The following is an 18,506-nucleotide window of genomic DNA, read 5'->3' as shown; positions in this document are numbered from 1 at the left end:
CGACTGCCATGACCGCCCTCACCAGCCCCTCCCGTACCCCCGCCCGGTCCTCACCGGCCGGTCCGCCGGCCGCCGCTCCCCGGCGCCGCGCCGCCCGCCGCCGCTGGTTCGTGGCCGTGGTGTTCGCCCTTCCCGCCCTGCTGCTGCTCGGCGTACTGGTCGTCTACCCGATGCTGTTCTCCGTAGGACGCAGCTTCTTCGACGCGACGGGCACCCGTTTCGTCGGCGGCGACAACTACACCGAGATGTTCCGCGACCCGGCGACGCTCAAGGCCATCCGCAACAGCACCATCTGGGTGGTCGTCGCCCCCACCCTGCTGACCGGCCTCGGGCTGATCCTCGCCGTGCTCACCGAGAAGGTCCGCTGGGCGACCGCCTTCAAGCTGCTGCTCTTCCTGCCGATGGCGGTCTCCTTCCTCGCCGCCGGCATCATCTTCCGGCTCGCGTACGAGGAGGACCCCGACCGCGGCGTGCTGAACGCGGTGGCGGTCGGCGTCCACGACGCCTTCCAGGACTCCTCCTCGTACCCCACCGCCCGCGCCCGCGACGGACAGGGACTCGCGAAGGCCGCTGACGGCTCCTTCCGTACGACCGCCGAGGCGGGTCCGGGACGCACCGTCAACCTCGGACTCGTGGGCGTACGGCCGGACGAACTGCCCGCCGGGGCGGCGCCCGCCGCCCGCGCGGCGGGCGCCGAGGCCGCCCTGGACGAGCTGCGCGGTGTCGTCTACCTCGACTTCACCCCCGGCGGGGGCGGGGCCCAGGGCGAGGTCGACGCGCAGGAGAGCGGCCTGCCGCGGATGGAGGTCGAGGCGGTGCGCGACGGTGAGGTGGCCGCACGGGCCACCACCGGCGCGGACGGCTCCTACCGTTTCACGGGCCTGGACGCCGGGTCGTACCAACTCCGGCTGCCCGCCGCGAACTTCGCCCCGCCGTACGAGGGTGTCTCCTGGCTCGGCCCCGCCCTCGTCACGCCGGCCGTCATCGGCGCGTACCTGTGGATCTGGACCGGCTTCGCCATGGTGCTCATCGGGGCCGGGCTCTCCGCGCTGCCCCGGGAGACCCTGGAGGCGGCCCGGATGGACGGCGCGAACGAGTGGCAGATCTTCCGCAGGATCACCGTGCCGCTGCTCGCCCCGGTGCTGACGGTGGTGTTCGTGACCCTGGTGATCAACGTGATGAAGGTCTTCGACCTCGTCTACATCATCGCGCCCGGCCCGGTGCAGGAGGAGGCCACCGTACTGGCCACCCAGATGTGGCTGGTGTCCTTCGGCGGCGGTCAGGACCAGGGTCTCGGCAGCGCGCTCGGGGTGCTGCTGCTGGTGCTGGTGGTGCCCGCCATGCTCTTCAACGTCCGCCGCTTCCGCAGGAGCCAGTCATGACCGCCCCCACCGACCGGCGCCGGGCCTGGCCCGCGCGGCTGACCAGCAGACTCGGCAGCGGAGTCGTCCAGGCGGTGCTGGTCGTCACGGGACTGGTCTGGATCACACCGCTGGCCGGCCTCTTCCTCTCCTCGCTGCGCTCCGAGCGGGACAACGCGGGCAGCGGCTGGTGGACCGCGCTGGCCGCCCCCGGACAGCTGTCGTTCGACAACTACAGCACCCTGCTGGCCGATACGGGCATCACCCAGGCGTTCTGGAACACGGTGCTCATCTCGGTGCCCGCCACCACGCTGGTCGTCGTGCTCTCCGCGCTCGCCGCGTACGCCTTCGCCTGGCTGGAGTTCCCGGGGCGCGACGCGCTGTTCCTCGTGGTGGTGGCGCTGCTCGTGGTGCCGGTCCAGGTCGGACTGCTGCCGGTGGCCAAGCTGTTCGGACAGCTCGGGCTCTTCGGCACCATCCCGGGCGTCGTGCTGTTCCACGTCGCCTACGGGCTGCCGTTCGCCATCTTCCTGCTGCGCAACTACTTCGCCGAGATCCCCCGCGAGATGCTGGAGGCGGCGCGGATGGACGGCGGCAGCGAGTGGCGGATCTTCGCCCAACTGGTCCTGCCCGTGGGCCGGCCCGCCCTGGCCAGCCTGGCCATCTTCCAGTTCCTGTGGGTCTGGAACGACATGCTGGTCGCCCTGCTCTTCGCGGACAGCTCCTCGCAGCCGCTCACGGTGGCGCTCCAGTCGCAGATACGGCAGTTCGGCAGCAACATCGACGTACTGGCGCCCGGCGCGTTCCTCTCACTCGTCGTGCCGGTGGCCGTCTTCTTCGCCTTCCAGCGTCACTTCGTGCAGGGCGTCATGGCGGGCTCCGTCAAGTAGGCGCTCCCGTACGCGAAGGGGCCCGGCGCGCCGTGAGGCGGGCCGGGCCCTCGTCGTGCCGTTCGGCGTCAGGCCGTCAGGGGATGGCAGGACGGTAGAGCGCGCGCGGCAGCTGGGACGCCGCCGCGTCGTCCAGCAGCCACAGCGTGCGGCGGCGGCCGTACGCGCCCGCCGCCGGGGCCTGGATCTCCCCGGCGCCCGACAGCGCGATGGCCGCGGCCTTCGCCTTGTCCTCGCCCGCCGCCAGCAGCCACACCTCACGCGCCGCGCGGATCGCGGGCAGCGTGAGGGTGACCCGGGTGGGCGGGGGCTTGGGCGCACCGTGCACCCCGACCACCGTGCGCTCCGTCTCGCGGACCGCCGGCAGCTCCGGGAACAGCGACGCGACGTGCGTGTCGGGGCCGACGCCCAGCATCAGGACGTCGAACGTCGGCACCGGACCGTGGTCCTCGGACCCGGCAGCCGCGGCCAGTTCGGCGGCGTACCCGGCCGCCGCCGCGTCCACGTCCTCGCCGTACTCGCCGTCCGACGCCGGCATCGCGTGCACCCGCGCGGGGTCCAGTGGCACCGCGTCCAGCAGCGCCTCGCGCGCCTGGGTGACGTTGCGCTCCGCATCCCCCTCGGGGAGGAAGCGCTCGTCGCCCCACCACAGGTCGAGCCGCGACCAGTCGACCGCGTCCCGCGCCGGCGAGGAGGCCAGCGCGGCCAGCAGGCCGTTGCCGTTGCGGCCGCCGGTCAGTACGACCGACGCCGACCCGCGGGTGGCCTGCGCGTCCACGACCTTCGTGATCAGCCGGGCCGCCGCGGCCTGCGCCATCAGCTCCTTGTCGTGGTGGACGACAAGCTGCGGTGCTCTCACTTCGACGCCGCCTTCTTGGCCGCCGCGCCCGAAGCCGTCTTCTTGGCCGGGGCCGCCGCGGACGTGTCCGCCGCCGGCTCCTTGGCGCCCTGCTCACCGAGCCGCTCGACGCCGTACTTCAGCGCCGACGCGTACGTGTCGTCCGGGTCCAGCCTGCGCAGCTCCTCGGCGATCAGCTCGGCGGTGTCCCGCCGCTTGAGCGCCACCGCGCGGTCCGGCTGCCCCTCGATGGACAGGGACGCCAGCGAACCGTCGGACCGTCCGAGCCGGATCGGCCCGCAGTTGGTGTCCATCCGTACGCCCGTCAGACCGGGACCGTCCGAGACGGAACGCTTCACCGGTACGCCCAGCCGGTCGGCGAGCCACATGCCCAGCAGCTCCACGCTCGGATTGAACTCCTCGCCCTCCACCTCGACCGAGCTGACCTCGCACTCGATCTGGTCCAGCGCCGCCGCGAGCATCGAGCGCCACGGCGTGATGCGCGTCCAGGACAGGTCGGTGTCGCCCGGCGTGTACGCCTCGGCGCGCGCGGTGAGCTCCCGGATCGGGTGCTCGGCGGCGTACGTGTCCGTCACCCGGCGCTGCGCCAGCGCGCCCAGCGGGTCCTTCGCCGGGTCGAGCGGCGCGTTCACCGCCCACCACACCACGACGGGGGCGTCGGGCAGCAGCAGCGGCAGCACCACGGACTGCGCGTGGTCGATGACCTCGCCGTACAGCCGCAGGACGACGGTCTCGCCGGTGCCCGCCGCCGTACCCACGCGCACTTCGGCGTCGAGGCGGGCCTTGGAGCGGTCGCGCGGTGAGCGCGACACCCGCTTGATGACGACCAGGGTGCGCGAGGGGTGCTCGCGGGAGGCCTCGTTGGCCGCCTTGAGCGCGTCGTACGCGTTCTCCTCGTCGGTGACGATGACCAGTGTCAGGACCATCCCCACGGCCGGCGTGCCGATGGCGCGGCGGCCCTGGACGAGAGCCTTGTTGATCTTGCTGGACGTGGTGTCCGTCAGGTCGATTTTCATGGCCGACGCCAGCTCCGTCCGTCTCGTGCGAGCATTTCGTCCGCCTCGACCGGGCCCCACGTACCGGCCGGGTACTGCGCGGGCTTGCCGGTCCTGTCCCAGAACTCCTCGATCGGGTCGAGGATCCGCCAGGACTGCTCGACCTCCTCCAGGCGCGGGAAGAGGTTGGCGTCGCCGAGCAGGACGTCCAGGATCAGGCGCTCGTACGCCTCCGGGCTGGACTCGGTGAAGGACTCGCCGTACGCGAAGTCCATCGACACGTCCCGCACCTCCATCGCGGTGCCCGGCACCTTGGAGCCGAACCGGACCGTGACTCCCTCGTCCGGCTGGACCCGGATGACCAGGGCGTTCTGCCCCAGCTCCTCGGTGGCCGTGTGGTCGAAGGGGGAGTGCGGGGCGCGCTGGAAGACGACCGCGATCTCGGTGACGCGGCGGCCGAGGCGCTTGCCCGTACGGAGGTAGAAGGGGACGCCCGCCCAGCGGCGGTTGTCGATCTCCAGCTTGATCGCGGCGTAGGTGTCGGTCTTCGACTTGGGGTCGATGCCGTCTTCCTGGAGGTAGCCGACGGCCTTCTCGCCGCCCTGCCAGCCGGCCGCGTACTGCCCGCGCACGGTCTCCCGGGCCAGGTCCTTGGGCAGCTTGACGGCGCCGAGCACCTTGGTCTTCTCGGCGACCAGCGCGTCGGCGTCGAAGGAGGCGGGCTCCTCCATGGCGGTCAGCGCGAGGAGCTGGAGCAGGTGGTTCTGGATGACGTCACGGGCGGCGCCGATGCCGTCGTAGTAGCCGGCGCGGCCGCCGATGCCGATGTCCTCGGCCATGGTGATCTGCACGTGGTCGACGTACGACCGGTTCCAGAGGGGCTCGAACATCTGGTTGGCGAACCGCAGCGCCATGATGTTCTGGACCGTCTCCTTGCCCAGGTAGTGGTCGATCCGGAAGACCTCGTTGGCCGGGAAGACCTCGTGGACGATCCGGTTGAGCTCCTGCGCCGAGGCGAGGTCGTGCCCGAAGGGCTTCTCGATGACGGCCCGCCGCCAGGAGCCCTCCTTCTGGTCGGCGAGTCCGTGCTTCTTGAGCTGCTGCACGACCGCCGGGAAGAACTTCGGCGGCACGGACAGGTAGAAGGCGAAGTTGCCGCCGGTGCCCTGGGCCTTGTCGAGCTCCGCGATCGTGGACTTCAGCGTCTCGAAGGCGTTGTCGTCGTCGAAGTTGCCCTGGACGAAGCGCATGCCCTGGATGAGCTGCTGCCAGACCTCCTCGCGGAAGGGCGTACGGGCGTGCTCCTTGACGGCGTCGTGGACGACCTGGGCGAAGTCCTCGTTCTCCCAGTCGCGGCGGGCGAAGCCGATGAGCGAGAAGCCCGGCGGCAGCAGGCCGCGATTGGCCAGGTCGTAGACGGCAGGCATCAACTTTTTACGTGACAAATCGCCCGTGACGCCAAAGATGACCAGGCCCGACGGCCCCGCGATACGCGGGAGCCGTCGGTCCTGAGCGTCACGCAGCGGATTGCTGCTGGACAATGTTTAGCCCTCCGAAGGGGCGAGGCGCTTGAGCTCCGCCTCGGTCGACTTGAGCAGGTCGTTCCAGGACGCCTCGAACTTGTCGACGCCCTCGTCCTCGAGCAGCTGCACCACGTCGTCGTAACTGATCCCGAGCTTCTCGACGGCGTCGAGCTCGGCGCGCGCCTGCTCGTACGTACCGGCGATCGTGTTGCCCGTGATCCGCCCGTGGTCGCCGGTCGCCTCCAGCGTCGCCTCGGGCATGGTGTTCACCGTGCCGGGGGCGACGAGGTCCTCGACGTACAGGGTGTCCTTGTACGACGGGTCCTTGACGCCGGTCGACGCCCACAGCGGACGCTGCTTGTTGGCGTTGGCCTTGTCCAGCGCGGCCCAGCGGTCCGAGGAGAAGACCTCCTCGTACGCCTGGTACGCCAGCCGGGCGTTGGCCAGCGCGGCCTTGCCCTTGAGGGCCTTGGCCTCGTCCGTGCCGATGCCGTCGAGACGCTTGTCGATCTCGGTGTCCACGCGGGACACGAAGAACGAGGCCACCGAGTGGATCTTGGACAGGTCCAGGCCCGCGGCCTTCGCCTTCTCCAGGCCGGCCAGGTAGGCGTCCATGACCTCGCGGTAGCGCTCCAGCGAGAAGATCAGCGTCACGTTGACGCTGATGCCGAGACCGATGGTCTCGGTGATCGCCGGGATGCCCGCACGGGTGGCGGGGATCTTGATCAGGGTGTTCGGACGGTCCACCAGCCAGGCGAGCTGGCGGGCCTCGGCCGTCGTGGCCCTGGTGTTGTGCGCCAGGCGGGGGTCGACCTCGATCGACACCCGGCCGTCCTGACCGCCGGTCGCGTCGAACACCGGCCGCAGGATGTCGGCGGCGTCCCTCACGTCAGCCGTCGTGATCATGCGGATGGCTTCTTCGACGGTGACCTCACGGGCGGCGAGGTCGCCGAGCTGCTGGTCGTAACCGTGGCCCTCGGAGATCGCCTTCTGGAAGATCGAAGGGTTGGTCGTGACGCCCACGACGTGCTGCTGGTCGATCAGCTCGGCGAGGTTGCCGGAGGTGATCCGCTGGCGCGAAAGGTCGTCAAGCCAGATCGCGACGCCTTCGTCGGAGAGGCGCTTGAGTGCGTCTGTCATGAGAGTTGCATCTCCTACTTGTCGTATATACCGGCGTCAGCGCGCTGCGGCAGCCAGGGATTCCCGGGCGGCGGCCGTGACCGCGTCCGCGGTGAAACCGAACTCCCGGAAGAGCACCTTGGCGTCCGCGGAAGCCCCGAAGTGCTCCAGCGAGACGATGCGGCCGGCCTCACCGACGTACCGGTACCAGGTCAGGGCGATGCCCGCCTCGACCGCGACGCGGGCCTTGACGGACGGCGGCAGCACGCTGTCGCGGTACCCCTGGTCCTGCTCCTCGAACCACTCGATCGAGGGCATCGACACCACACGGGTCGGAATACCGGCCGCCTGGAGCTGCTCGCGCGCCTCGACGGCGAGCTGGACCTCGGAGCCGGTGCCGATCAGGACGACCTGCGGCTGGCCGCCCTCGGCCTCGGCGAGCACGTAACCGCCGCGCGCGGCGTCCTCGTTGGCCTCGTACGTCGGCACACCCTGGCGGGTCAGCGCCAGACCGTGCGGGGCGTCGTTGCGGCGGAGGATCTCGCGCCACGCGATCGCCGTCTCGTTGGCGTCGGCCGGGCGGACCATGTTGAGACCCGGGATGGCGCGCAGCGCGGCCATGTGCTCGACCGGCTGGTGCGTCGGGCCGTCCTCGCCCAGACCGATGGAGTCGTGCGTCCAGACGTACGTCACGGGCAGCTTCATCAGCGCGGCGAGGCGGACGGCGGGGCGCATGTAGTCGGAGAACACCAGGAAGGTGCCGCCGTAGATGCGGGTGTTGCCGTGCAGCGCGATGCCGTTCATCGTCGAGCCCATGGCGTGCTCGCGGATGCCGAAGTGGACCGTACGGCCGTACGGGTTCGCCTCGGGCAGCGGGTTGCCGACGGGCAGGAACGACGACGTCTTGTCGATCGTCGTGTTGTTCGAGCCGGCGAGGTCGGCGGAGCCGCCCCACAGCTCGGGGATGACCGCGCCGAGCGCCTGGAGGACCTTGCCGGAGGCGGCGCGGGTCGCGACGGCCTTGCCCGGCTCGAAGACGGGAAGCGACTTCTCCCAGCCCTCGGGCAGCTCGCCCTTGGCGATGCGGTCGAAGGTGGCGGCGCGCTCGGCGTTGGCGTTGCGCCACTCCTGGAACTGCTTGTCCCAGGCGGCGTGCGCCTCACGGCCGCGCTCGGCGGCCTTGCGGACGTGCGCGAAGACGTCGTCGTCGACCTGGAAGTGCTGCTCGGGGTCGAAGCCCAGCACGCGCTTGGTGGCCGCGATCTCCTCCTCGCCCAGCGCCGAGCCGTGCGAGGCCTCGGTGCCCTGGGCGTTCGGTGCCGGCCAGGCGATGATCGTGCGCGCCGCGATGATCGACGGGCGCTCGGTCTCGTCCTGCGCCGCCTTGAGCGCCGCGTACAGCGCCTTGACGTCGAAGTCGCCGTTCGCGTTCTGCTCGACGCGCTGCACGTGCCAGCCGTACGCCTCGTAGCGCTTGAGCACGTCCTCGGAGAAGGCGGTCTCGGTGTCGCCCTCGATCGAGATGTGGTTGTCGTCGTACAGCGCGACGATGCTGCCGAGCTTCTGGTGGCCCGCGAGCGAGGACGCCTCGGCGGAGATGCCCTCCTCCAGGTCGCCGTCGGAGACGATCGCCCAGATGGTGTGGTCGAACGGGGAGGCGCCCTCGGCGGCCTCCGGGTCGAACAGACCGCGCTCGTAGCGGGCGGCCATCGCCATGCCCACGGCGTTGGCGATGCCCTGGCCCAGCGGGCCCGTGGTCGTCTCCACACCGGTCGTGTGCCCGTGCTCGGGGTGACCCGGCGTCAGGCTGCCCCAGGTGCGGAACGCCTTCAGGTCGTCCAGCTCCAGGCCGTAGCCGGCCATGTAGAGCTGGATGTAGAGCGTCAGGCTGGAGTGACCGGGTGAGAGGACGAAACGGTCGCGGCCGGTCCAGTTCGCGTCACTGGGGTCGTGGCGCATCAGCTTCTGGAACAGCACATACGCGGCCGGGGCGAGGCTCATGGCCGTACCAGGGTGGCCGTTGCCGACCTTCTGTACGGAATCCATGGCCAGGACGCGGACGGTATCGACAGCCCGCTGGTCCAATTCGGTCCACTCGAGATCTGTGGTGGTCGGCTTGGTGCTCACCCTGAGTCAGGGCTCCTCTCCACATGTCGAATCCCGGCGACTGGTAGCGCACCGGGCGTAGTCGAGCCTACCCCCGCGAGAACACGCCTCTTTTCGAGTCCAGGGCTTGGACGGTCCCGGATAAAAGGGGACACGGCCCAGCGTGCGGGCGGGCGGGGGACTTCGCCTCCCGGAGTTCACCTCGTATGTACGGACCCCCCCTGCTTATAAGTACGTATCCCCCTGCGGGGGTGCTCAACACGACCGGACCCCGGCGGAGATCGGTGTCCGGGCAACGTCTAGAGTGGCGTGGTACGCGCAAGTCTTTACCGGGCCCTCACGCCCGGAGCTTGCTGGAATTTCTCTGTCAGGGGTGTGCGTGACGGCCGTCGAGTCCCGACCCGCAGGGGTCGCCTTGACTCCCAGCCCGGGGGGCCATCGGCCGTTCGGAGCCCGGGTCAAAGCGTTCGTGGCACTGACCAAGCCTCGGATCATCGAACTGCTGCTGATCACCACCGTCCCGGTGATGTTCCTGGCCGAGCAGGGTGTGCCCGACCTGTGGCTGGTCCTGGTGACCTGTCTCGGCGGCTACCTGTCGGCCGGCGGCGCCAACGCGCTGAACATGTACATCGACCGTGACATCGACGCGCTGATGGACCGCACGTCGCAGCGTCCGCTGGTCACCGGCATGGTGAGCCCCGCAGAGTGCCTCGTCTTCGGCATCAGCCTGGCCGTGATCTCCACGCTCTGGTTCGGCCTGCTGGTCAACTGGCTGTCGGCCGCCCTCTCGCTCGGCGCGCTCCTCTTCTACGTCGTCGTCTACACGATGATCCTCAAGCGGCGCACCGCGCAGAACATCGTCTGGGGCGGCATCGCGGGCTGCCTGCCGGTCCTCATCGGCTGGTCCGCCGTCACGAACTCGATGTCCTGGGCCGCCGTCGTCCTCTTCATGGTCATCTTCTTCTGGACGCCGCCGCACTACTGGCCGCTGTCGATGAAGGTGAAGGAGGACTACGCCCGGGTGGGTGTTCCGATGCTCCCCGTCGTCGCCTCCAACAAGGTGGTGGCCCGCCAGATCGTGGCGTACAGCTGGGTGATGGTCGGTGTCTCACTGCTGCTGACCCCGCTGGGCTACACCGGCTGGTTCTACACCGCGGTCGCCCTGGTGGCCGGCGGCTGGTGGCTCAAGGAGGCGCACGGCCTCCAGTCCCGCGCCAAGGCCGGGGTCACCGGTGGGAAGCTCAAGGAGATGCGGCTGTTCCACTGGTCCATCACCTACGTCTCGCTGCTGTTCGTCGCGGTGGCGGTGGACCCCTTCCTGCGATAGGCCGTCCGCTGTGGACCGCTGGGCTACCCGTCGGTAGCATCGGCCGCATGGCAGACACGAAGCAGGCAGAGCGCAAGGTGGCGAAGCTCGCCAAGGAGATCACCGCCTTCGCCAAGCGGCACGGCGGCGCCGAGGGGCAGCTCGCCCACATCGGCCAGGCGGGCACCCGCATCGTGCTCGTGGGCGAGGACGGCGAGTGGGGCGACCTGGTCGCCCCCACCCACGCCGTCGCGCGGAGCGCGGCCGAGAAGTCCGGGATCACCCTGCACGAGTCCTTCGACGGCGACTTCGCCGCCAAGGTGCGCACGGGCCCGTACGAGTGGACCCGGATGGCCGGCATCCAGGTCGGCGGCCCCTCCAACGGACCGGCCGACGCGCCGGCTCCGACTGCCCAGCCGCCCGCCTAGCAACACCTGACGCGGGGGTCACCCGTTAGAGCCTGTGGAAGCACGTCCACCACAGGAGCCCCGGATGATCGAAACGCCTTCCCTGGTGGACCAGTACTGCCACGGAGTGCTCCGTACGGAGCTGGGCCTCGGCACCTTCGAGACCTACCTCGGCAGGACCCCCGCGCCACCCGCGCCGGGCACCACGTTCTTCGACACCCAGACGGGCTTCGCGGTACGCCGCTGGTGTCCGCCGCTGCTCGGCCTCGAACCGCACTGCCCGCCCGCGCGCTATCTGGCGCGCCGCAGGGAACTGGGTGTGCTGGAGACCGGCAGGAGGCTGCTGCGGGGCAGCGGGATCTCCACCTACCTGGTGGACACCGGGCTGCCGGGCGATCTCACCGGGCCCGTCGAGATCGCCGCCGCGGGCGACGCCCAGGCCCGGGAGATCGTGCGCCTGGAACTCCTCGCCGAGCAGGTCGCGGACACCTCCGGCACCGTCGACGGCTTCCTCGCCAACCTCGCCGAGGCCGTGCACGGTTCGGCGGGCTCAGCGGTCGCCTTCACCTCGGTGGCGGGCGTACGGCACGGACTCGCCCTCGCGCCGCACCCGCCGGGGCCCGGCGAGGTACGCGGCGCGGTGGGGCGCTGGCTGGCCGGGCGCCGGGCCGGCGCCGCGCTCACCGATCCCGTGGTGCTGCGGCACCTGCTGTGGGTCGCCGTCGCCTCCGGGCTGCCGCTCCAGCTCCAGGCGGGGGCGGCGGGCCCCGGCCTGCGGATCGACCGTACCGACCCGGTGCTGCTCACCGACTTCGCGGCGGCGACCGCGGGCCTCGGCACGAACGTGGTGCTGCTGCACGGCTATCCGTACCACCGGCACGCCGCACATCTGGCGAGCGTCTTCCCGCACGTGTACGCCGACCTCGGGCCCGCCCTCGTGCACACGGGGGCGCGGGCTGCGGCCGTACTCGCGGAGATCCTGGAGCTCGCGCCCTTCGGCAAGCTGCTCTTCTCCAGCGGCGCGCGCGGCCTGCCCGAGCTGCACGTGGTGGGCGCCCGGCTGTTCCGCGAGGCGCTCGGCAGGGTGCTCGGCGAGTGGGTCGGCGACGGCGCGTGGTCGCGGGTGGACGCCGAACGGGTCGCCGCCATGATCGCGGCGGGCAACGCCCGCCGCGTCTACGGACTGGCCGAGGACCCCTCAGACCGCGGCGGACACCGCTGAACCGGCCTGGACTGGGACCGGGGCCGGGGCTTCCAGCGGACGCTCGCGCAGGCTCAGCGCCAGGCGCAGCACCGCGATCCACATCAGCGAGGACCCGAGCATGTGCGCGCCGACCAGAAGCTCGGGCACCTCGGTGAAGAACTGCACGTAACCGATGGCTCCCTGCGCGAGGAGGACGACCAGCAGGTCGCGGGCGCGCGCCCGGGTGTCGTCGGGAGCGTCGACCACGCGCAGCACCAGCCACATCGCGACGGCCAGCGCGCAGACCACCCAGGCGGCCGCGGCGTGCAGGTGGGCGGCGTCGGCCCAGTCCCACGGCATGCGCGGCACGTCGCTGCTGTCACCGGCGTGCTTGCCCGAGCCGGTCACCGTCGTGCCCAGGGCGATCAGCAGCCCGGAGGTGACGAGCAGCGCCCAGGAGAGCTTTCGGACGGGGCGCGGGACGCGCGGGCGGGGGGCGGTGTCGCCCTCGCGGGTGCGCTGCCAGGTGATCACGGCGACGGTGAGCAGGGCGTTGGCGAGCAGGAAGTGCCCGGCGACGCTCCAGGGGTTCAGGCCCGCCCAGACCGTGAGGCCGCCGACGACGGCGTTGCCCATCACGATCCAGAACTGGAGCCAGCCCAGGCGCGTGAGACCACGCCGCCACGGTTTCGTGGACCGGGCCGCGATGATCGCCCAGCCGACGGCGGCCGACAGGACGTACGTCAGCAGGCGGTTGCCGAACTCGATCGCGCCGTGGATGCCCTGTTCGGGCGTCGCGAAGAGGCTGTCGTCGGTGCACTTGGGCCAGGTGTCGCAGCCGAGGCCGGAACCGGTCAGCCGGACGGCGCCGCCGGTGACGACGATGAGGACGCTCATCACGACGGCGGAGAGCGCGGCGCGCCGGAGCGTACGGGGGGTGGGCGTCCAGCGCCGCGCGATGAGGGCGAGGGGGGTCAACACGGGAACCATCGTAGGACGGGGCTTGTGCGGGAATTCACGAGGGGTGCCAATCGGGGCGTATCTCACTCTCCGCGCGGCGAACCCGCGCGTCTCACTCCCAGCGGAAGAAGCGGGCCGCCGCGCCGAGCCCCAGGACCGCCCACGCCGTGAGGATCCCGGCCGCGCCCCACGGGACGGCCGCGCCGTGCTGGAGCACGTCGCGCAGGCCGTCCGACAGGGCCGAGATCGGCAGCAGCCCGAGGACCGACTGGACCGCGTCCGGGAACTTGTCGAGCGGCACGATCACCCCGCCGCCCACCAGCAGCAGCAGGAAGACGAGATTGGCGGCGGCGAGCGTCGCCTCCGCCTTGAGCGTGCCGGCCATCAGCAGGCCGAGACCGGAGAAGGCCGCCGTACCGAGGACGAGGAGAAGGAGTACGGCGAACGGGCTGCCGTGCGGGGACCAGCCGAGGCCGAACGCGATCAGCGTCAGCAGGACGACCTGGAGCATCTCGGTGACGAGTACGGAAAAGGTCTTCGCCGTCATCAGCGCCCAGCGGGGCAGCGGAGAGGTGCCGAGCAGCTTCAGGACGCCGTAACGGCGCTCGAAGCCGGTCGCGATGGCCTGCCCGGTGAAGGCGGTGGACATCACGGCCAGCGCCAGGACGCCCGGGGCCAGGAAGTCGACCGCCGGGCCGGAACCGGTGTCGATGATGTCGACCGACGAGAACAGCACCAGCAGCAGCGCCGGAATGATCACCGTGAGCAGCAGCTGCTCGCCGTTGCGCAGCAGCATCTTCGTCTCGAAGGCGGTCTGCGCCGCGATCATCCGGGGGACGGGGGCCGCTCCCGGCCGGGGCGTGTACGTGCCGATGCTCATGAACGGAGGTCCTTACCGGTCAGCTCGAGGAAGACGTCCTCCAGGGAATGCCGCTCGACGGAGATGCCGTCCGGCATCACGCCGTGCTGTGCGCACCAGGAGGTCACGGTGGCCAGCAACTGGGGGTCGACCTTGCCGGTGATCCGGTACGTCCCCGGCGTCAGCTCGGCCGCCAGGGTGTCCACGGGCAGGGCCTTGAGCAGGGAGGCCACGTCGAGGCCGGGGCGGCCGGTGAAGCGCAGGGTGTTCTCGGCTCCGCCGCGGCACAGCTCCTCGGGGCTGCCCTGGGCGATCACCCGGCCGCCGTCGATGATGGCGACGTCGTCCGCGAGCTGCTCGGCCTCGTCCATGAAGTGGGTGGTCAGGACGACGGTGACGCCGTCCGACCGCAGCTCGCGGACCAGGTCCCAGGTGGACCGGCGGGCCTGCGGGTCCAGACCCGCCGTCGGCTCGTCGAGGAAGACCAGCTCGGGGCGGCCCACCACGGCCATCGCCAGCGCGAGCCGCTGCTGCTGCCCGCCGGAGAGCCGCCGGTACGCCGTACGGCCGCAGCCGCCGAGGCCGAGGCGCTCGATCAGCGCGTCGACGTCCAGGGGGCGGGCGTGCAGCTTCGCCACATGACGCAGCATCTCGCCGGCCCGGGCCCCCGAGTAGACGCCGCCCGACTGGAGCATGACGCCGATCCGGGGGCGCAGCTCGGCCGCGTCGGCGACCGGGTCGAGGCCGAGGACGCGCACGGACCCGGCGTCCGGCCTGCGGTAGCCCTCGCACGTCTCGATCATGGTGGTCTTGCCGGCTCCGTTGGGGCCGAGGACGGCGGTGACCGCGCCCGGGCGGACCTCCAGATCGAGGCCGTCGACGGCGGTCTTGGATCCGTACCGCTTGACCAGTCCTGAGACCTGGACGGCGACCTCGGCGGTCTCGCTTCTCATGCCAGGAAGTCTAGAGAGGGTGCCGGGACGGGGGTCCGGGGGCTCCGGTCAAGACCGGAAAGGCCCTGGTCAACCTCGTCAGAGTGACCGGAAGGCCCGTTATATTCCTGAGTGGTCCGCAGGGCGGCGGCCCGGGGCGGCGCGGACCGTACTGATCGTTTCCGCAGGTCAGATTAGGTTTACCTAAGTGATGCAGTACACCGGAGCTTGATCAGGACGCGGGTTGTCACGCTCTCGGGAATTACGCAACAATGGCGTTGTGAAATACGGTGTGAGTTCGACCGAGCCTCCCCAGGAGGAGCTCGCGACCGGTGAGCGCTCGACGCGCAACCGGATCGCGCGGTCCGTCCTGGACCACGGCCCGTCCACCGCCGCCGATCTCGCGAAACGACTGGGGCTCACCCAGGCCGCCGTCCGCCGCCACCTCGATTCGCTCGTCGCCGAGAACGTCGTCGAGCCCCGCGAGCAGCGCGTGTACGGCACCAGGACCCGGGGCAGGCCCGCCAAGGTCTTCGCGCTCACCGACTGCGGCCGGGACGCCTTCGACCAGTCCTACGACAAGCTCGCGGCCGACGCCCTGCACTGGATCTCCCAGGCGGCCGGCGGCGGCGAGAAGGGCGAGGCGGCGGTCGCCGCGTTCGCCCGGGCACGGTTCGCCGCCCAGTCCGGGGCCTACCGCGAGGCGGTCGAGGCCGCCGCCCCCGAGGACCGGACGGAAGCGCTCGCCAGGGCTTTGTCGGTCGACGGGTACGCTGCTACGGCGCGTAACGCACCGGTCGGAGAGCAGCTCTGCCAGCACCACTGCCCGGTCGCCCACGTCGCCGAGCAGTACCCGCAGCTGTGCGAGGCGGAGACCGAGTTCTTCTCCGAGCTGCTCGGAACGCATGTGCAGCGGCTGGCGACCATCGCCCACGGCGACGGCGTATGCACGACGTACATCCCCAAGATTTCCCATTCAGCATCTGCAAGTACGGCCGGGAGGAACCCCGCATGACTCTCCCCACGGAGACTGCCCACCCCGAACTCGAGGGCCTGGGTACGTACGAATTCGGCTGGGCCGACTCCGACGCGGCAGGCGCCACGGCCAAGCGCGGCCTTTCCGAGGACGTCGTACGCGACATCTCGGCGAAGAAGAACGAGCCGGAGTGGATGCTGAAGCTGCGGCTCAAGGGCCTCAAGCTCTTCGGCAAGAAGCCCATGCCGAACTGGGGCTCCGACCTGTCGGGCATCGACTTCGACAACATCAAGTACTTCGTCCGGTCCACTGAGAAGCAGGCCGAGTCCTGGGAGGACCTGCCGGAGGACATCAAGAACACGTACGACAAGCTCGGCATCCCCGAGGCGGAGAAGCAGCGCCTGGTGGCCGGTGTCGCGGCCCAGTACGAGTCCGAGGTCGTCTACCACCAGATCCGTGAGGACCTGGAGGAGCAGGGCGTCATCTTCCTCGACACGGACACGGCGCTGAAGGAGCACCCGGAGCTCTTCCAGGAGTACTTCGGCACGGTCATCCCGGTCGGCGACAACAAGTTCGCCTCGCTGAACTCGGCCGTGTGGTCCGGCGGCTCGTTCATCTACGTCCCCAAGGGCGTGCACGTCGACATCCCGCTCCAGGCCTACTTCCGCATCAACACGGAGAACATGGGCCAGTTCGAGCGGACGCTGATCATCGTCGACGAGGACGCGTACGTCCACTACGTCGAGGGCTGCACCGCGCCGATCTACTCCTCCGACTCGCTGCACAGCGCCGTCGTGGAGATCATCGTGAAGAAGGGCGGCCGCTGCCGCTACACGACCATCCAGAACTGGTCGAACAACGTCTACAACCTGGTCACCAAGCGCGCCGTGGCGTACGAGGGCGCGACCATGGAGTGGGTCGACGGCAACATCGGCTCCAAGGTGACGATGAAGTACCCGGCCGTCTACCTGATGGGCGAGCACGCCAAGGGCGAGACCCTGTCGATCGCCTTCGCGGGCGAGGGCCAGCACCAGGACGCCGGCTCCAAGATGGTCCACATGGCGCCGAACACCTCCTCCAACATCGTCTCCAAGTCGGTGGCGCGAGGCGGCGGCCGCACCTCCTACCGCGGTCTCGTCGAGATCGGCGAGGGCGCACCGGGCTCGAAGTCCAACGTGCTGTGCGACGCGCTGCTCGTCGACACGATCTCCCGCTCGGACACGTACCCGTACGTGGACGTGCGCGAGGACGACGTCTCCATGGGCCACGAGGCGACCGTCTCCAAGGTCTCCGAGGACCAGCTCTTCTACCTGATGAGCCGCGGCATGACCGAGTTCGAGGCCATGGCGATGATCGTGCGCGGCTTCGTCGAGCCGATCGCCAAGGAGCTGCCCATGGAGTACGCACTGGAGCTCAACCGGCTGATCGAGCTGCAGATGGAGGGTTCGGTCGGCTGAGGCCCCGTACCCCCGCAGTGACTGACTGCAGCGACTGACTTTCGACCCAGAGAGAGAGCACTACGACAGCCATGGCTGAGGCTCAGAACATCCCGGTGGGTTCCACCACCGCCGGCACGATCGCGGTGGCCGCCGAGTCCACCGTCGCCACGCGCATGAGCGCCCCGCCGTCCTTCGACGTGGCGGACTTCCCCGTGCCGCACGGCCGCGAGGAGGAGTGGCGCTTCACGCCGCTGGAGCGCCTGCGCGGGCTGCACGACGGCACCGCCGAGGCCGGCGGCGTACTCACCGTCGAGGTGAGCGCCCCCGAGGGCGTCACCGTCGAGACGGTGGACCGCGGCGACGCGCGGCTCGGAACGGCCGGCACCCCGGTGGACCGTGTCGCGGCCCAGGCGTACAGCTCCTTCGAGAAGGCCTCGGTCGTCTCGGTGCCCAAGGAAGCCGTGCTCACGGAGCCCATCCGCATCGCCGTCCACGGCGAGGGCGGCACGGCCTACGGCCACCAGGTCGTGGAGCTGGGCGCCTTCGCCGAGGCTGTCGTCGTCATCGACCACACCGGTGATGCCGTGCTCGCCGCCAACGTCGACTTCGTCGTCGGCGACGGCGCGAAGCTGACCGTCGTGTCCGTGCAGGACTGGGACGACACCGCCGTGCACGTCTCCCAGCACAACGCGCGGATCGGCCGCGACGCCTCGTTCAAGTCGGTCGTGGTGACCTTCGGCGGTGACCTCGTACGCCTCAACCCGCAGGTGCGGTACGACGGCCCCGGCGGCGAGGCCGAGCTCTTCGGCCTGTACTTCACCGACGCGGGCCAGCACCAGGAGCACCGCCTCCTGGTCAACCACAACACCCCGCACTGCAAGTCGAACGTCGCCTACAAGGGCGCGCTCCAGGGCGAAGGCGCGCACGCCGTGTGGATCGGCGACGTGCTGATCCAGGCCGCCGCCGAGGGCACGGACACGTACGAGATGAACCGCAACCTCGTCCTCACGGACGGTGCGCGCGTCGACTCGGTGCCGAACCTGGAGATCGAGACCGGCGAGATCGCCGGCGCCGGCCACGCCTCGGCCACCGGCCGTTTCGACGACGAGCAGCTCTTCTACCTCATGTCGCGCGGCATCCGGGCCGAAGAGGCCCGCCGTCTGGTCGTCCGCGGCTTCTTCGCGGAGCTCGTCCAGCAGATCGGTCTGCCCGACGTCGAGGAACGCCTCCTCGCCAAGATCGACGCGGAGCTGGAGGCGTCCGTCTGATGGCCTTCGTCAAAGCCTGTGCGCTGAGTGAGCTGGAGGACGACACCCCGAAAAGGGTGGAGCTCGACGGCACACCGGTGTCCGTCGTCCGTACCGAGGGCGAGGTGTACGCGATCAACGACATCTGCTCGCACGCGAACGTCTCCCTCTCGGAGGGCGAGGTGGAGGACTGCATGATCGAGTGCTGGCTGCACGGCTCGAGCTTCGACCTCCGCACCGGCAAGCCCTCCGGCCTTCCCGCGACGCGCCCCGTCCCCGTATACCCCGTCAAGATCGAAGGGGACGATGTGCTCGTCTCCGTCACCCAGGAGTCCTGAGACACC

17 protein-coding genes are annotated in these 18,506 nt (G+C 70.4%); 9 read left to right on the top strand and 8 right to left on the bottom strand.

All coding sequences use genetic code 11. The features are described 5' to 3' along the window. Positions 1-8: 8 nt before the first annotated feature. A complete protein-coding gene (locus AC07FK_RS05560; protein ID WP_479102833.1) occupies positions 9-1,382 on the top strand; it encodes an ABC transporter permease in 1,374 nt (457 codons plus the stop codon). Further along, positions 1,379-2,251, top strand: coding sequence for a carbohydrate ABC transporter permease (locus AC07FK_RS05555; RefSeq protein ID WP_479102831.1), 873 nt, complete (start codon positions 1,379-1,381; stop codon positions 2,249-2,251). Before AC07FK_RS05560 ends, AC07FK_RS05555 begins: the two co-directional genes overlap by 4 nt. Before the next feature lie 76 nt (positions 2,252-2,327). Here AC07FK_RS05555 and pgl read toward each other — a convergent pair whose 3' ends face one another. The 5 genes from pgl to tkt are packed head-to-tail and all read right to left on the bottom strand — an operon-like array spanning position 2,328 to position 8,874. Beyond that, positions 2,328-3,110, bottom strand: coding sequence for a 6-phosphogluconolactonase (gene pgl, locus AC07FK_RS05550; RefSeq protein ID WP_479102829.1), 783 nt, complete (start codon positions 3,108-3,110; stop codon positions 2,328-2,330). Continuing rightward, complete coding sequence (opcA, locus tag AC07FK_RS05545) at positions 3,107-4,126, bottom strand: glucose-6-phosphate dehydrogenase assembly protein OpcA (RefSeq protein ID WP_479102827.1); 1,020 nt, start codon at positions 4,124-4,126, stop codon at positions 3,107-3,109. Before opcA ends, pgl begins: the two co-directional genes overlap by 4 nt. Further along, positions 4,123-5,646: a glucose-6-phosphate dehydrogenase gene (gene zwf, locus AC07FK_RS05540; RefSeq protein ID WP_479102826.1), complete on the bottom strand. Its 1,524-nt coding sequence runs from the start codon at positions 5,644-5,646 to the stop codon at positions 4,123-4,125. Before zwf ends, opcA begins: the two co-directional genes overlap by 4 nt. A gap of 3 nt (positions 5,647-5,649) precedes the next feature. Then, complete coding sequence (tal, locus tag AC07FK_RS05535) at positions 5,650-6,768, bottom strand: transaldolase (protein ID WP_479102824.1); 1,119 nt, start codon at positions 6,766-6,768, stop codon at positions 5,650-5,652. A gap of 36 nt (positions 6,769-6,804) precedes the next feature. Further along, complete coding sequence (gene tkt, locus AC07FK_RS05530; protein WP_479102822.1) at positions 6,805-8,874, bottom strand: transketolase; 2,070 nt, start codon at positions 8,872-8,874, stop codon at positions 6,805-6,807. 352 nt (positions 8,875-9,226) lie between these two features. Between tkt and AC07FK_RS05525 the strand changes: the two genes are divergently transcribed. The 3 genes from AC07FK_RS05525 to AC07FK_RS05515 all read left to right on the top strand — a co-directional run bounded on the left by AC07FK_RS05525 (position 9,227) and on the right by AC07FK_RS05515 (position 11,788). Continuing rightward, positions 9,227-10,180 (top strand): heme o synthase, encoded by a 954-nt coding sequence (locus AC07FK_RS05525; protein WP_479102820.1) that lies wholly within the window; start codon positions 9,227-9,229, stop codon positions 10,178-10,180. A gap of 47 nt (positions 10,181-10,227) precedes the next feature. Further along, on the top strand, positions 10,228-10,587 hold the full coding sequence (locus AC07FK_RS05520) for a hypothetical protein (RefSeq protein WP_479102819.1): 360 nt from the start codon (positions 10,228-10,230) through the stop codon (positions 10,585-10,587). A 64-nt stretch (positions 10,588-10,651) separates the two neighbouring features. Beyond that, entirely contained in the window at positions 10,652-11,788 is a 1,137-nt protein-coding gene (locus AC07FK_RS05515; protein WP_479102817.1) for an amidohydrolase family protein, read from the top strand. Here AC07FK_RS05515 and AC07FK_RS05510 read toward each other — a convergent pair. From AC07FK_RS05510 to AC07FK_RS05500, 3 genes are all read right to left on the bottom strand, one after another. Further along, entirely contained in the window at positions 11,765-12,739 is a 975-nt protein-coding gene (locus AC07FK_RS05510; protein WP_479102815.1) for a COX15/CtaA family protein, read from the bottom strand. The two genes, AC07FK_RS05515 and AC07FK_RS05510, sit on opposite strands and share 24 nt — an antisense overlap. 82 nt (positions 12,740-12,821) lie before the next feature. Continuing rightward, on the bottom strand, positions 12,822-13,589 hold the full coding sequence (locus AC07FK_RS05505) for an ABC transporter permease (RefSeq protein ID WP_479102813.1): 768 nt from the start codon (positions 13,587-13,589) through the stop codon (positions 12,822-12,824). Next, complete coding sequence (locus AC07FK_RS05500) at positions 13,586-14,521, bottom strand: ABC transporter ATP-binding protein (protein WP_479102812.1); 936 nt, start codon at positions 14,519-14,521, stop codon at positions 13,586-13,588. The genes AC07FK_RS05505 and AC07FK_RS05500 overlap by 4 nt, the downstream gene beginning before the upstream one ends. 271 nt (positions 14,522-14,792) lie before the next feature. Between AC07FK_RS05500 and AC07FK_RS05495 the strand changes: the two genes are divergently transcribed. The 4 genes from AC07FK_RS05495 to AC07FK_RS05480 all read left to right on the top strand — a co-directional run bounded on the left by AC07FK_RS05495 (position 14,793) and on the right by AC07FK_RS05480 (position 18,500). Next, complete coding sequence (locus tag AC07FK_RS05495; protein WP_479102810.1) at positions 14,793-15,515, top strand: helix-turn-helix transcriptional regulator; 723 nt, start codon at positions 14,793-14,795, stop codon at positions 15,513-15,515. Further along, complete coding sequence (sufB, locus tag AC07FK_RS05490) at positions 15,512-16,933, top strand: Fe-S cluster assembly protein SufB (protein WP_479102808.1); 1,422 nt, start codon at positions 15,512-15,514, stop codon at positions 16,931-16,933. The genes AC07FK_RS05495 and sufB overlap by 4 nt, the downstream gene beginning before the upstream one ends. Before the next feature lie 71 nt (positions 16,934-17,004). After that, positions 17,005-18,183: a Fe-S cluster assembly protein SufD gene (gene sufD / locus AC07FK_RS05485; protein WP_479102807.1), complete on the top strand. Its 1,179-nt coding sequence runs from the start codon at positions 17,005-17,007 to the stop codon at positions 18,181-18,183. After that, the gene (locus tag AC07FK_RS05480) at positions 18,183-18,500 is read left to right on the top strand and encodes a bifunctional 3-phenylpropionate/cinnamic acid dioxygenase ferredoxin subunit (protein WP_028813879.1); all 318 of its coding nucleotides are present in this window, start codon (positions 18,183-18,185) and stop codon (positions 18,498-18,500) included. The genes sufD and AC07FK_RS05480 overlap by 1 nt, the downstream gene beginning before the upstream one ends. The last annotated feature ends 6 nt before the right edge of the window (positions 18,501-18,506 follow it).

Source organism: Streptomyces sp. NPDC046122 (genome assembly GCF_056429965.1).
The sequence above is the reverse complement of the archived record's forward strand: the minus strand, read 5'-3'. Positions and strand labels throughout refer to the sequence as shown.